We start from the raw sequence: 12,632 nt of genomic DNA, 5'->3' as shown, positions 1-12,632 counted from the left end.
TCACAGGAATCCCCAGCCAACTTTCAGCCATGAGCAGGATGGTTGGCGGGTACCGGTGTTGTTGAACCGGTCAGCGGGCCCGCGCGGTCCGCGGCACCGAAGGAGCGATCGTGCATCACAACCGTCTCAAGACCGTAGCGCTGCTCGGCCTGTTGACCTCGCTGATCCTCGCGGTCGGCTACTGGTTCGGCGGTAGCGGCGGTCTCGTCATCGCCGTCGTCGTCTCGTTGCTGATGAACGGCGTGACCTACTTCTACTCCGACAAGCTCGCGTTGCGCTCGATGCGGGCGCAACCGGTCAGCGAGGCACAGTTCCCCGACCTGTACCGGATGGTCCGTGAGCTCTCCACCCAGGCGGGCAAGCCGATGCCCCGGCTCTACGTGAGCCCGACGGCACAGCCCAACGCGTTCGCCACCGGGCGTAACCCGGAGCACGCGGCGGTCTGCGTCACCCAGGGGATCGTCGAGATCCTCGACTACCGCGAGCTGCGGGGCGTGATCGGCCACGAGCTGTCGCACGTCTACAACCGGGACATCCTGATCTCCAGCGTGGCGGCCGGCCTGGCCGGCATCATCACCGCGCTGGCGAACATCGCCTGGTTCATCCCGTTGGGCTCCTCCGACGACGAGGACGGCCCGAACCCCGCGGTGCTGCTGCTCACCCTGATCCTCGGCCCGATCGCGGCCACCCTGATCCAGCTCGCGATCAGCCGCAGCCGGGAGTTCCAGGCCGACCAGTCCGGCGCCGAGCTGAGCCGGGACCCGCTGGCCCTGGCCAGCGCCCTCCGCAAGATCCACCTGGGTACGCAGGCCCGCCCGCTGCCGCCGCAGGGCCAGCTCGCCAGCACCGCGCACCTGATGATCGACAACCCGTTCAAGCGGGGCGGCGGCATCGCCGCCATGTTCGCCACCCACCCGCCCATGGAGCAGCGGGTGGCCCGGCTGGAGCAGTTGGCCCGCAACTCCGGGCCGGTGCAGTTCCAGCGCTGACCCGCTCCGACCGCCTCCGCCCGCGTCCAGCCGGACGCGGGCGGACGCGTCTCAGGAGGTGGCCTCGGGCAGCCGGTCGGGCCGGGCGAAGAACACGACCCCGAGCAGCAGCACCCCGGCGACCAGGTAGGCGGTGGCCGGACCGAACAGCTCGGCGGTGGTGCCGAGCAGGAAGATCCCGCAGCCGGAGACGACGATGTTCCCGGCCACGATGGTCGCCTCCACCTGCCCCATCCGCTCCCTGGGCGCCAGCCGGGCGAAGGTCGCCTGCGCCCCGATGAGCCAGCCGCCACCCGCGCCGATCAGCGCGTTCGCCCCCGCCAGCGCCCAGGCCGGGGCGTGGACCGCGGCGAGCAGGCCGGCGAGCAGCAACGCGCCGGCCAGCGCGGCGGCCGCCGCCACCTGACCGGCCACCCGGGCCAGCCAGGCCCGCCGCGCCGCCACCAGCACGAAGACCGCGCCGCCGAGCGCCGAGGCGGCCAGCACGACCGGTCGCCACCCGCCGCCGGCCAGGTCGGGAGCCAGGGTCTCCGGCAACGCCCCGGAGAGCACCGTGCCCAGGGTGAGCAGAGCCACGCCGCGCAGCACCGGGTGGCCGGCGATGATGCGTACGCCGGCGGTGGCCGGCGGGCGGGCCTTCCGGCGCTCCCCGCGGCCGCCCGGAAGCCCGGCCAGGACGACCGCGGCCAGCAGGAACGACCCCAGGTCGATCAGGAGCGCCGCCCGCGGGCCGAGCGCCACGGTCACGCTGGCCCCCGCGAGCAGGCCGGTCACCTGGCCGAGCTGGTTCGCGAAGGCGGAGAGACCGAACAGCGGCAGCCGCAGCGGGCCGTCCACCGCCTCGGCGGCGATCGCCACGTTGACGCTGGAGTACGCGGCCCGGACCGCACCCAGGAGGCCGGCCGCGACGATCGCCGGCAGCGGCCGGGGCGCGGCGGTCGGCACCGCGATCAGCGCCGCGCCTGCCAGCGACAGCCCGACCAGCATGGTGCGCCGAGCCGGCACGTCCAGCCAGCCGCTGAACACGGTGGCGACCAGCAGGGCGGGCAGCGTCCGGGCGGCGTACACGGCGGCCGGGCCGAGCACCGACTGGGTCTGGTCGTACGCGAGCAGCAGCAGCGCGGCCAGCCCGACGAAGTCACCCAGCTCGGAGATGCCGCGGGCGATGACGAGCCGGGAGGCGACCGGATGGCGGAACAGGGCTCGGTAGCCGGGCGGGGGCGCGAGCCGTTCGTCGGCGTCGGTCATCAGCTTGGCCGGTCCCCTTCGTCCACCCCGATCGGCTGGTAGGTGGCGTGCTCGCGCAACCGGCGCGCCTGCTCTCGGCGGTAGCTGCTGCGGATCTCCGGGTCCTGGCGGCGGCGGCGCAACGCCACGAAGTCCTCCCACACGTCGTCCGGCCACTCGCCGAGGCCCTGCCCGGTCACCAGCTCGGCCCGGCCGGCGGCCTCCAGCACCGAGCGGTGCACCGGCTGCAGGCACATCAGCGGGAGCCTGCGGTAGAAGCGCACCACCCGGCCGGGTTCGGTCAGCCGCAGGATGGTGGGCAGGAGCGACGTGTACCAGTCGGTCTCCACCACGCCCTCGTAGACCTGAAGCCCGGCCGGAGCGGGCCAGTTCGGCGCACCGCGGGCCAGCAGGCACCAACCCGGCGACGTCCGGGCCACCACGCCGGTCACCAGCTCGACCATGTTCGCCGCCCGCGGGTCGACGTCGACGAACGGGATCTCCCCGCCGTACCTGTCGAAGATGTCCAGGCCGTCGCGGAACTTCTCGGGCGCCTTCGCGAGGTGGGCGGCGGCGTCCGGCAGCTTGCCGTCGTATCCACCGGCCAGCGAACGCCAGCGGACCGGCTCGTTCTCCTCCAGCAGGCTCCACTCGGTCTCGTGCCCGTCCCAGCGCAGGGCGAAGTCGGCGGGCGGGTGGACGTACCAGCCGAGACCGGACCCGACGGCCACCGGCGGGCACTGCCGCACGGCCCGCACCGGGAGCGAGCCCCCCAGGCTGGGCGAGGCGGCCTCGGCGGGGCGGGCGTCGGCGTACAGCGAGTAGATCTCGACCCGCAGCGGTTCCACGGTGCCGGTCATCGGCCCTCCGTACGGCGATGGGCGGAGTCCGCGAGAGACATGGACCTGATTCGATCAGCAACCTACCCGTTCTTCGCCGGCCGGTCAGCCCCGCCCGGCCGCTCCTGTGTGAGCGAGGCGACCACCCCCACGGCGGCCTGCGGCGTTAGGGTCGGAGGGGAATTCACTCGTTACCTTTCCCGTACCCGGAGGTGCACCCTTGGCCGCACTGCGCCAGTACCTGGGCGTCTGGCGGATCCCCGGCGCCCCGATGCTGCTGATCCTCGGCGTCATCGGCCGGCTCGGGATCGGCATGACGCCGCTGGCGCTGCTGCTGGTGGTCGCCGAGGTCACCGGCCGGTACTCGCTCGCCGCCGTCGCGGGCGGCATCTACGCGCTCTCCGGCGCCGCGCTCAGCCCGATCGCCGGGCGTGTCGCCGACCGGGTCGGCCCCACCCCGGTGCTGCTGGCCACCGCCGTGGCCCATCCGCTCGCCCTCTTCGGGCTGCTCGGCGCCAGCCGGTCGGGCTCCGGCAGCCTCGCCCTGATCTACCTGGCCGCCGGCGTCGCCGGTGCCACGTACCCGCCGCTCACGGCCGCCATCCGGGGCGCCTGGAACGACCTCACGGCCCCCGCCACCGGCCGGGCGCACCTGCGCAACACCGCGCTCGCCGCCGAGACCTCCCTCTTCGAGGTCGTCTTCGTGCTCGGCCCGCTGCTGGTGGCCGGCTTCGTCCTGGTCGCCGACGCCGCCGCCGCGCTGGTGGGCGCCGCCGTGGTCACCCTGGCCGGCACCACCGCCGTGGCACTCGGCCGGGTCATGCGCGGCTGGCGGCCGCACCCCCGCGAGCACCACGCCAAGGGTCTCGGCCCGCTGCGGGTCGGCGGCTTCCCGGCCCTGCTGTTCTGCGTCGCCAGCATCGGCATCGCCTTCGGCGCCGCCGGCGTGATCGTGCCGGCCTTCGCCGGGAACGCCACCGCCGACGACCCGGAGAGCCTCGCCGGCGTGCTGCTCGCCGTGTGGGGCATCGGCAGCGCCCTCGGCGGGTTCTGGTTCGGGGTACGCAAGCCCGCCGCCAACATGACCCGCCAGTTCGCCTGGCTGCTCGGCGCGGTCGCGGCCAGCTTCGCCGTCTTCGCCGTGATGCCCACCCCGGCCGCGCTCGGCGTCGCGCTGGTGCTCGGCGGCGCCACCATCGCCCCCGCGCTGACGCTGGAGAACACCCTGGTCGGCCGGATCGCCCCGGCCGGCATGCTGAACGAGGCGTACACCTGGGTGGTGACCATGTCGGTGGCGGCGAGCGCCGCCGGGGGAGCGGTGGCCGGGCTCATCGTCGACCACGCCGGCGGCGTGCCGTGGGCCTTCCTCTTCGCCGGGGCGGCGGTCGCCGTCGGTGCCGCGGTCGCCGCGCCGCCGGCCGGGCCGATCGCCCGCGCCGAAGCCACCGCGGTACGCGCCGAGCAGTCGCTCGTGGCCTGAGCCGCGGGGATCAAACCGGCGGGGGCGGGTAAAGCCCCCGAATGTTCCTCTTCTTCTCGAACCGGGTCGGCTGTCTCGGCTCGATCCTGGTCAGCGCGGTCGTGACCGTGATCCTGCTGCTGATCTTCGCGCGCTGACCGCGACCGGCGCTCAGACGCCGAGCCCGCCGACCACCGTGAGTTCCTGACTGGTGAACTCGCCGGTGAGCATCGGCATGGCCCGGCCGATGGCGGCCCTCGTCTCGGGAAGCCGCAGGGAGGCGTCGTGGTGTTCCTTGCTCCGCCACACCTCGGTGACCCAGATGGTGACGTCGTCCTGGTCGGAGACGCCCACCACGTACAGCTCGCAGCCGACCTCGCGCAGCCCGTCGACGCCGCTCAACAGGATCGCCACCACGTCGTCCCGGCAACCCGCCCGGGTCTTCATCGACCCGAGGTAGCCGTAGGGCATCTCCGCTCCCCGCTCTCGGTGCGTCGGACCGCCGCCGGACGTGGATCCCCGCGGCGGCCCGGCGTGTGTCCTACCGGTAGTTGGTGAACTGGAGGGCGACGCCGAAGTCCTCGCCCTTGAGCAGCGCGATGACGGCCTGCAGGTCGTCCTTCTTCTTACCGGTGACCCGGAGCTGGTCGCCCTGGATCTGCGCCTGGACGCCCTTCGGGCCCTCGTCGCGGATCTTCTTGCTGATCGCCTTGGCCTTGTCCGAGTCGATGCCCTGGATCACCTTGGCGTCGATCTTGAAGACCTTGCCCGACGAACGCGGATCCCCGGCGTCGAGCGACTTCAGCGAGATGTTCCGCTTGATCAGCTTCTCCTTGAAGACGTCCAGCGCTGCCCGGACCCGCTCCTCGGTTTCCGCCTGGAGGCTGATCGCCTCCTCGCCCGACCAGGAGATCTCGGTGCCGGTGCCGCGGAAGTCGAACCGCGTCGAGAGCTCCTTCTCCGCCTGGCGGAGGGCGTTGTCGACCTCCTGCCGGTCGACCTTGCTCACGATGTCGAACGACGGGTTCGCTGCCATGATCATGCTCCTGCTGTCCGGCGGTCTGTCCTGATCCGTCCCTCACTGACCAGCGTGGGACCCCCTGACGGTACCCGCTTGCGGCGGCCCGGGGGACAACCGCTATCCTTGCTTCCGCCGCCGCGTCGCGACGCGGTGGGGTGCCCTGGCGGGTTGCCCGAGCGGCCAATGGGAGCGGACTGTAAATCCGTCGCGAAAGCTACAGAGGTTCGAATCCTCTACCCGCCACCAGGGAATGGCAAGGCCCTTGACCTGCGGAAACGTGGATCGAGGGCCTTTGTCGTTCCGGCTGCCGTTGACCGCCGTTGCCCCTGATCGACTGCGTCATCGGGCACGCAACGGGCACGCCTGGAGGTCCCGATGGCCCGTTGGTGGGAACTTTCGATCCCGGTTGCCGGCACGTTGGCCGGCGGCGGTCTCGGTGCATGGCTGCAAGGCCGCAACAGTCATCGGATCTTCAAGGCTCAGGCCGAGCGTGAGGACGCGCATCGGGCCGAGGAGGCTCGCAGGGCTGCCTATGGCCAATTCCGGTTCAAGGCTGTCGAGGCAATGCACGCGGCGCAGGACCACGCAGAGAGCCCTGACGGCGGTGAGCGGGCCCGTTTGGCGAAGAAAGCACAGGGTCTGGTCGCCGAGTGTTTCGAGATACATGCCGCCCTGGTGTTCCTGTCGCCACCAGAGGTCGTGCGCGCAGCTGCCAAGGTGGGCGCTGGCCTTGAGGCGAACCCCTTTGACATGGAGGAGGTGAAGGCCGCCATACGCGCGTTTTCCGCGGCTGCCCGCGAGGACCTGGGCCTGCCGGAGCTTGAGCACGAGGACGAGACGGATCTCGATCAGCACAGCGACGCCTCGGGATGATCGCCGGTCCGCCCCCATCCCCCGTATAGATGCAAGGACTGCGGCGCCGCGGTCGGGGTCAAGGGTGGCCGGGGCCTGACGACCGTCCCATCCATGGTCATCCGTCTCGTCGGGCACGTGCCGGACACGCATCGAGGCTAGGGTGGGCGGCCAGCACGGTGAGGCCCTTCGCGCCGGTTCGACGCCACGGGTCCAGGGCTTCCCGGAGGCGAGGAGGCGTACGTGCACGACAACGATCTGACCCACCGGTCTTCGGCCGTCGCCGAGGGCGATCCGACCGGCCGGTTCGAGCGGCTCTACGCCGACGCCGAGCGGGGCGAGGCTGTCGTCCCGTGGGACCTCGACCGGGCGCACTCCCTGCTCAGCGAGTGGACCGACCGGACCCGGCCGGACGGAGCCGGCCGGCGCGCCGTGGTCGTGGGGTGCGGCTTCGGCCGCGACGCCGAACATCTGGCCCGCCTCGGCTTCGCCACCGTCGCCTTCGACATCTCGCCCACGGCCGTGCGGGCGGCGCGCCGCCGCCACCCGGACTCCCCGGTCCGGTATGAGACCGCCGACCTGCTCGACCCGCCGCACGAGTGGCTGGGCGGGTTCGATTTCGTGCTGGAGAGCATGAACGTGCAGGCGCTGCCGGCCGAGCTGCGGCAGCGGGCGATCCCGGCGGTCGGCCGGCTGGTCGCGCCGGGCGGGACGCTGCTGGCGATCGCGGCCGGCCGGCGGGACGACGAGGTCGTCGAGGGGCCGCCCTGGCCGCTGGCCCGGGCCGAGGTCGACGCCTTCGCGGCCGGCCCGCTGACCCCGGCCCGGATCGAGGAGATCGTGGCCCCGGACGGTGGCCTCCGCTGGCGCGCGGAGTTCCACCGCGCCTGAGGCCGGCGACGCCTATGCGGTTGTCTCACGCTCGGCGTCGCTGCGCAGCACGCAGAACTCGTTGCCCTCCGGGTCGGCCAGCACCACCCAGCCGCTGCCGTCCGGTTCGCGCCGGTCGGCGACGACGGTGGCGCCGAGGGCGCGGACACGCTCGACCTCCTGGTCGCGGAGCACTTCAGGCTGCAGGCAGATGTGCACACGGTTCTTGACGGTCTTCGGCTCCGGTACCCGCTGGAAGTAGAGCCTGGCGCCGGCGGGCGGCTCGATGGCCACCTCCTCGTCGTCGGGCTTGAACTGCGCGTCGACCGGGCAGTCGAAGACCTTGCCCCAGAAGTGCGCCAGTTCGTACGGGTCGGCGCAGTCGAACGCGATGTTGCGGATGGCAGTCCCCATCCGGTCAGCCTTGTGCCCGCGCGACGAGCAGGTCAACTCATATCGACAGGCGAAGGCCCACGCCTGGGCTGCCCCGCGCAGCTGGGCCGAGGCGGTCTATCCCGGCCTCACGTACTTTAACGAGGTTGACAAGGGTGGCCACTTCGCCGCCTGGGAGGAGCCCGACCTGTTCGCGGCCGAGGTGCGGGCCGCGTTCCGGCCGCTGCGCGAGTCCTGACCCGACCACCTGGCCCGCTGCGGGGCCGGACGCCGCCGCCACCGGACGGGCGCGTCGGATGCCCGACCGATCGCCCGGGACGGCTCGCCATTTCGATGGAATTGACCTGGATCATCCTCTGGCGTTCCGGCGGGAGAAAGGTATGGTGGTCTATGCCCCGGGGTGGATGCCGTCCTCCGGGCGTACCGAGTGGTGTCGTGGCGTCGCAGCGGGTGAACGGGGCTTTCGGGGTGGCTTGATCGGTTCGCGGTGAAGGTCGGAATCCGCAGTGGACGGAGTGGTCGACTGTCTGTCACACCTCTGATCTGGCTAGGCGTCCCCCGCGGTCTGGACCGAACGGCGGAACCTTGGCGACGGTCGGATCTGGGCTGCTCCCGCGACTTTTCTGGGTGCCGGCCCTGTGGCACGATCGTGGAACCTCCACCATCCCTGTGAACGATCCCCGACAGGAGAGCGGACATGTCTGGTCGAAAGCTGGGCCGGCTGCTTGGCTCATTGCTGGCAATCGCCGCCGTGGCGAGCGGCATCCTCATCGGCGCTGGCCCTGAGCTGGGAGACGCGCAGACCGCCGACGTCATCTGGAACATGCCCGCCGCCCGCTGACGGTCACGGTCCGAGCTGAGCCGGACGACGGGTCGACGGAAGGGGCGGCATGTCGGGACAGCCCCCCAAGGGCTCGCGCTCGAACGACCACGCCTGGCTGATCACAGCTCCGCTGGTTCTCTTCGCCGTCGTCTGCTCGACGGTCACCGGGCTGGCCAACGACCAGCCGTTCGGCGGCTGGCCGCTGGCGATCCTGCTGCTGATGGCCATGGTGGCCGCCGGGCTGCCGGTGCTCAACTTCACCGTCCGGCGCCAGTCACTCGGCGTCACCCTCACCGAGATCCCGCTGGTTCTCGCGTTCTACCTGACCCGCCCGTTGACGGTCGTGATCATCTACACCGTGGCGGCGGCTCTCACCCATCTGTGGCACCGGATGGGCATGACCAAACTCTGGTTCAACGTCGCCCGCGCGGCCGCGGGCTCGTCGCTCGCCGTGCTGGTGCTGCAGGCCCTCCCGCCGGTCGAGGGGATCGGGCCCCGCACCTGGCTGACGCTCTTCACCGTCGCGATCATGGTGAATCTGGTCAGCATCACCTCGGTGGCCGGCGTCTACACGCTGCTGCAGGGGTGGCAGACCGGCCGGGACGCGTTCCGCAGGTCGCCGTCGGCGCTCCTCTCCGCGTCCATCAACATCGTCGCGGGTCTGATCATCCTGATCCTGATCACCTCCACCTGGTGGTCGCTGCTTCTGCTCGCGGCGCTGATCACCGCGCTGACGCTGGTCTACCGGGCGTACACGCAGTTCTTCCGGCAGCACCGGACCCTCGCCGACATGTACGAGCTGAGCCGGGCGGTCAGCGGCAGCGGGCAGGACGGCACGCTCGCCGACGCCCTGCTCGGCCGGGTCCGGGCCCTGCTCCAGGCGGAATACGCGACCCTCTGGCTGCCCGCCCAGGGCCGGCACCCGGAGGTCCTGCTGACCTCCCGGATCGCTGACTCGGGGCTGCTCGACGTGGCTCCCACCCCGCCGGCGCTGCGGGAGCGGGTCCGGCGGGAGGGTCACACGCTCGTCCTCGGCCGGGGCCCGGTGCCCGACGCGGAGCTGCGCACCGCCCTCTCCGAGCAGCGGGTGAAGGACGTCATCGCGGTCCCGCTGCGCTCGGGTCCCGTGGTCATCGGCACCCTGGAGGTGGCCAACCGGCTCGGTGCCAGCAACTCCTTCGGCCGCACCGACGTTCCGCTGCTGGAGACCGTCGCCGCGCACGCCGCCGTCGCCCTGGAGAACTCCCGGCTGGTCGACCGGCTGCGGCACGACGCCGAGCACGACACGCTCACCAAGCTGCCCAACCGCCGGCGGATCACCGCGGCGGTGGCCGAGGCGGTCCGGATCGCGGCGCCCGGCGAGGTGGTGGCACTGCTGCTCTTCGACGTCGACCGGCTGCGCCAGGTCAACGAGTCGCTCGGCCACGCGGCCGGCGACAAGGTCCTGGTCGAGGTGGCCGAGCGGCTGCGCGCCAGCGCGCCCTCCTCCGCCCTGGTCGGCCGGGCCGGTGGCGACGAGTTCCTGGTGACGTTGCGGCTGGAGAGCACCGAGGCGGCGCTGGAGCTGGCCGGTCAGCTGCGCGAGCAGATCCGCGACGAGATGGTCTTCGACGCGCTCACCCTCGACGTCGACACCGCCGTCGGGGTGGCCGTCCACCCCGACCACGGCAGCGACGCGGTGACCCTGCTCCAGCGGGTCGACCTGGCCGCCACGGCCGCCAAGTCGGTGCCGGGCAGCGTCCAGCTCTACAGCCCGGTCCTGGAGTCCCGATCACTGCGCCTGCTGGGCCTCGCCGGCGACCTGCGCCGGGCGCTGGACGACGGCGAGCTGGAGGTCTACTTCCAGCCCAAGGTCACGCTGCGGGACCGGCGTCTCGTCGGGGTGGAGTGCCTGGCCCGCTGGGAGCACCCGGCGCACGGGACGGTGGTCCCGGACGACTTCGTGGCGGTGGCCGAGCACACCGGCCAGCTCGGCCGCCTCACCGAGTTCGTGCTGCGGGAGAGCCTGCGGCGCAGCCGCGACTGGAGCCACGGCGAGCAGGCGCTCGCCATCTCGGTCAACCTGGCCGCCCGGACGCTCACCGACCAGCACTTCCCGGCCCTGGTGCGGGACCTGCTCGAGGAATACGGTGTGCCGCCGCAGCGGCTCACCCTGGAGATCACCGAGGCCGGTGTGCTGGACGGCACCGAACGTCCCATTCCGACCCTGAAGCGCCTCGGCGAGCTCGGTGTCCGGCTCTCGGTGGACGACTTCGGCACGGGCAACTCGTCCCTCGCCCAGCTGCGCCGGCTGCCCGTGCACGAGGTCAAGGTCGACCGCTCGTTCGTGCAGGGGATGGCGACCGACCCGGGTGACCTGGCCATCGTCAACGCGGTGGTGACGCTCTCGCAGCAGTTCGGCCTGACCGTGGTGGCCGAGGGTGTGGAGAGCGAGCTCACGCTGGAGCTGCTCCAGGACATCGGCTGTGAGATCGGCCAGGGCTTCCTGTTCAGCCGGCCCCTGCCGTACGAGCGGCTGGAGGCGTGGTTCGGCGCCCAGGTCGACCCGGAGACGATCGTGGCGGGTGAGCTGCCGCGCCTGCGCGTCGTACCCTGAGCTGCGGGAACGCGACAACCGGGGATCCGATTTCACCTCGACGGCGGGGTCGTGTACTGTTTCCTCTGCGCGACACCCCACGGGGTGATCGGGTAGGCCCCCTTAGCTCAGTCGGCAGAGCGTCTCCATGGTAAGGAGAAGGTCTACGGTTCGATTCCGTAAGGGGGCTCAGAGGGTCCGGCTGGACCCGCCACGGCGGTGTAGCTCAGATGGCAGAGCAAGCGGCTCATAATCGCTGTGTCGCCGGTTCAAGTCCGGCCACCGCTACTCTCGTCCTCCGGGCCCGCCCGGTGGTCGGTGGGATGGGCGCCGTAGGCGCCCACTTTGCATGTCCGCGTATTCAGCGCGTAGTCTGATGCGCCGTAGTTGTTACCCGTGAGCGAGGAAGGCACTCCGCCGTGGCGAAGGCGACCGATGTCCGGCCGAAGATCACTTTGGCGTGTGTGGAGTGCAAGGAGCGCAACTACATCACGCGCAAGAACCGCCGCAACGACCCGGACCGCATCGAGCTGAAGAAGTTCTGCCCCCGGGACGGCAAGCACACCATCCACCGCGAGACCCGCTGACCCGCGGCCGGCCCGGCCGGTCCGCAGACAGCTTCCGAACGCCGATCCGCACGGACGGCGGCCTCCGAGCCGCCCGACCGTACGGATCGGCGTTCGTGCTTTCCGTGTAGGTTCGCGGCATGTCCCTGGACCCGTCCTTCGTCGGCCGGAGCTATCCGCCGACCGCCCCCTACCAGGTGGGCCGAGAAAAGATCCGTGAGTTCGCCGCCGCCATCGGCGCGACCGATCCGGCGCACCACGATCCGGCGGCCGCCCGGGCGCTCGGCCATCCCGACGTGGTGGCCCCGCCGACCTTTCCGGTGATCGTGACCATGGCTGCCAGCCAGCAGATCGTCGAGGACCCGGCGCTGGGCGTCGACTACAGCCGGGTGGTGCACGGCGACCAGCGCTTCGCGTACACCCGGCCGGTGGTGGCCGGGGACGAGCTGGTCTGTGTGAACACCATCGAGGAGGTCACGAACCGGGGCGGGCACGGCTTCCTCACCACCCGCACCGACGTGAGCACTGTCGCCGGCGAGCCGGTGGTCGCGGTCTGGTCCAAGATCGTCGTACGCGGGGAGGCCTGAGAGATGGAACTGCCCACCCAGACGTTCCGGGTGACCCGCGCGGACCTGGTCCGCTACGCGGGCGCCTCGGGCGACTTCAACCCGATCCACTGGAGCGACCGGACGGCCACCAAGGTCGGCCTGCCCGGGGTGATCGCCCACGGCATGTTCACCATGGCCCTGGTCGGGCGGGCGGTGACCACCTGGGCCGGTGCGCCGGACGCGGTGGTCGACTTCAACGTCCGCTTCACCCGTCCGGTGGTCGTGCCGGACACCGACGAGGGCACTGAGGTCGAGGTCGCCGCGGTGGTCAAGGAGGTCACCGAGGACGGCCTGACCAGGCTCGACATCACCGCGACCTGCCTGGGGGAGAAGGTGCTGTCGCAGGCCCGGGCCGTCATCCGGACGCCTCGCTGAGGATCCGTTCGACGCGCGAGGGGTGGACCGGTTGG

14 protein-coding genes, 3 tRNA genes and 1 pseudogene are annotated in these 12,632 nt (G+C 71.8%); 13 read left to right on the top strand and 5 right to left on the bottom strand.

All coding sequences use genetic code 11. The features are described from left to right. Positions 1-110: 110 nt before the first annotated feature. Positions 111-989 carry a zinc metalloprotease HtpX gene (gene htpX, locus ACQP12_RS29960; RefSeq protein WP_433283450.1) on the top strand — a complete coding sequence of 293 codons (879 nt, stop codon included), beginning with the start codon at positions 111-113 and terminating at the stop codon, positions 987-989. Positions 990-1,040: 51 nt separating this feature from the next. Here htpX and ACQP12_RS29955 read toward each other — a convergent pair whose 3' ends face one another. Together ACQP12_RS29955 and ACQP12_RS29950 are read right to left on the bottom strand one after the other, a co-directional pair. Next, positions 1,041-2,237, bottom strand: a complete 1,197-nt coding sequence (locus tag ACQP12_RS29955) for an MFS transporter (RefSeq protein ID WP_433283449.1) — start codon at positions 2,235-2,237, stop codon at positions 1,041-1,043. Further along, complete coding sequence (locus ACQP12_RS29950; RefSeq protein WP_357938831.1) at positions 2,237-3,076, bottom strand: DUF6065 family protein; 840 nt, start codon at positions 3,074-3,076, stop codon at positions 2,237-2,239. Before ACQP12_RS29950 ends, ACQP12_RS29955 begins: the two co-directional genes overlap by 1 nt. A gap of 199 nt (positions 3,077-3,275) precedes the next feature. Between ACQP12_RS29950 and ACQP12_RS29945 the strand changes: the two genes are divergently transcribed. Continuing rightward, positions 3,276-4,535 (top strand): MFS transporter, encoded by a 1,260-nt coding sequence (locus tag ACQP12_RS29945; RefSeq protein WP_433283448.1) that lies wholly within the window; start codon positions 3,276-3,278, stop codon positions 4,533-4,535. A 150-nt stretch (positions 4,536-4,685) separates the two neighbouring features. Here ACQP12_RS29945 and ACQP12_RS29940 read toward each other — a convergent pair whose 3' ends face one another. Continuing rightward, positions 4,686-4,985: a putative quinol monooxygenase gene (locus tag ACQP12_RS29940; protein ID WP_357938827.1), complete on the bottom strand. Its 300-nt coding sequence runs from the start codon at positions 4,983-4,985 to the stop codon at positions 4,686-4,688. Between the two features lie 70 nt (positions 4,986-5,055). Then, a complete protein-coding gene (locus ACQP12_RS29935) occupies positions 5,056-5,550 on the bottom strand; it encodes a YajQ family cyclic di-GMP-binding protein (protein ID WP_357938825.1) in 495 nt (164 codons plus the stop codon). Between the two features lie 147 nt (positions 5,551-5,697). Between ACQP12_RS29935 and ACQP12_RS29930 the strand changes: the two genes are divergently transcribed. The 3 genes from ACQP12_RS29930 (at position 5,698) to ACQP12_RS29920 (ending at position 7,278) form a co-directional block, all read left to right on the top strand. Then, positions 5,698-5,781, top strand: a tRNA-Tyr gene (locus tag ACQP12_RS29930). A gap of 129 nt (positions 5,782-5,910) precedes the next feature. Beyond that, complete coding sequence (locus tag ACQP12_RS29925) at positions 5,911-6,408, top strand: hypothetical protein (RefSeq protein WP_433283447.1); 498 nt, start codon at positions 5,911-5,913, stop codon at positions 6,406-6,408. A gap of 222 nt (positions 6,409-6,630) precedes the next feature. Then, positions 6,631-7,278, top strand: coding sequence for a class I SAM-dependent methyltransferase (locus tag ACQP12_RS29920; RefSeq protein ID WP_433283446.1), 648 nt, complete (start codon positions 6,631-6,633; stop codon positions 7,276-7,278). Positions 7,279-7,290: 12 nt separating this feature from the next. On the opposite strand, the gene ACQP12_RS29915 is transcribed toward ACQP12_RS29920, so the two are convergent. Beyond that, positions 7,291-7,671, bottom strand: a complete 381-nt coding sequence (locus tag ACQP12_RS29915; protein ID WP_357938819.1) for a VOC family protein — start codon at positions 7,669-7,671, stop codon at positions 7,291-7,293. A gap of 64 nt (positions 7,672-7,735) precedes the next feature. Between ACQP12_RS29915 and ACQP12_RS29910 the strand changes: the two are divergent. The 8 genes and pseudogenes from ACQP12_RS29910 to ACQP12_RS29875 form a co-directional block, all read left to right on the top strand. Continuing rightward, a pseudogene (locus tag ACQP12_RS29910) lies at positions 7,736-7,888 on the top strand (epoxide hydrolase); the annotation flags it as partial. 459 nt (positions 7,889-8,347) lie between these two features. Beyond that, positions 8,348-8,491, top strand: a complete 144-nt coding sequence (locus ACQP12_RS29905) for a hypothetical protein (RefSeq protein ID WP_192579813.1) — start codon at positions 8,348-8,350, stop codon at positions 8,489-8,491. A 49-nt stretch (positions 8,492-8,540) separates the two neighbouring features. Continuing rightward, entirely contained in the window at positions 8,541-11,069 is a 2,529-nt protein-coding gene (locus ACQP12_RS29900) for a putative bifunctional diguanylate cyclase/phosphodiesterase (RefSeq protein WP_433283445.1), read from the top strand. A gap of 96 nt (positions 11,070-11,165) precedes the next feature. After that, positions 11,166-11,238 (top strand) — tRNA-Thr (locus ACQP12_RS29895). A 25-nt stretch (positions 11,239-11,263) separates the two neighbouring features. After that, positions 11,264-11,336, top strand: a tRNA-Met gene (locus ACQP12_RS29890). 131 nt (positions 11,337-11,467) lie between these two features. Next, positions 11,468-11,635 carry a 50S ribosomal protein L33 gene (gene rpmG / locus ACQP12_RS29885; protein WP_067301359.1) on the top strand — a complete coding sequence of 56 codons (168 nt, stop codon included), beginning with the start codon at positions 11,468-11,470 and terminating at the stop codon, positions 11,633-11,635. A 119-nt stretch (positions 11,636-11,754) separates the two neighbouring features. Then, complete coding sequence (locus tag ACQP12_RS29880) at positions 11,755-12,201, top strand: MaoC family dehydratase N-terminal domain-containing protein (RefSeq protein ID WP_357938813.1); 447 nt, start codon at positions 11,755-11,757, stop codon at positions 12,199-12,201. Positions 12,202-12,204: 3 nt separating this feature from the next. Next, complete coding sequence (locus tag ACQP12_RS29875; protein WP_357938811.1) at positions 12,205-12,597, top strand: MaoC/PaaZ C-terminal domain-containing protein; 393 nt, start codon at positions 12,205-12,207, stop codon at positions 12,595-12,597. Positions 12,598-12,632: the final 35 nt, after the last annotated feature.

This window comes from Micromonospora sp. CA-244673, assembly GCF_050948395.1.
GTDB lineage: Bacteria > Actinomycetota > Actinomycetes > Mycobacteriales > Micromonosporaceae > Micromonospora.
The sequence above is the reverse complement of the archived record's forward strand: the minus strand, read 5'-3'. Positions and strand labels throughout refer to the sequence as shown.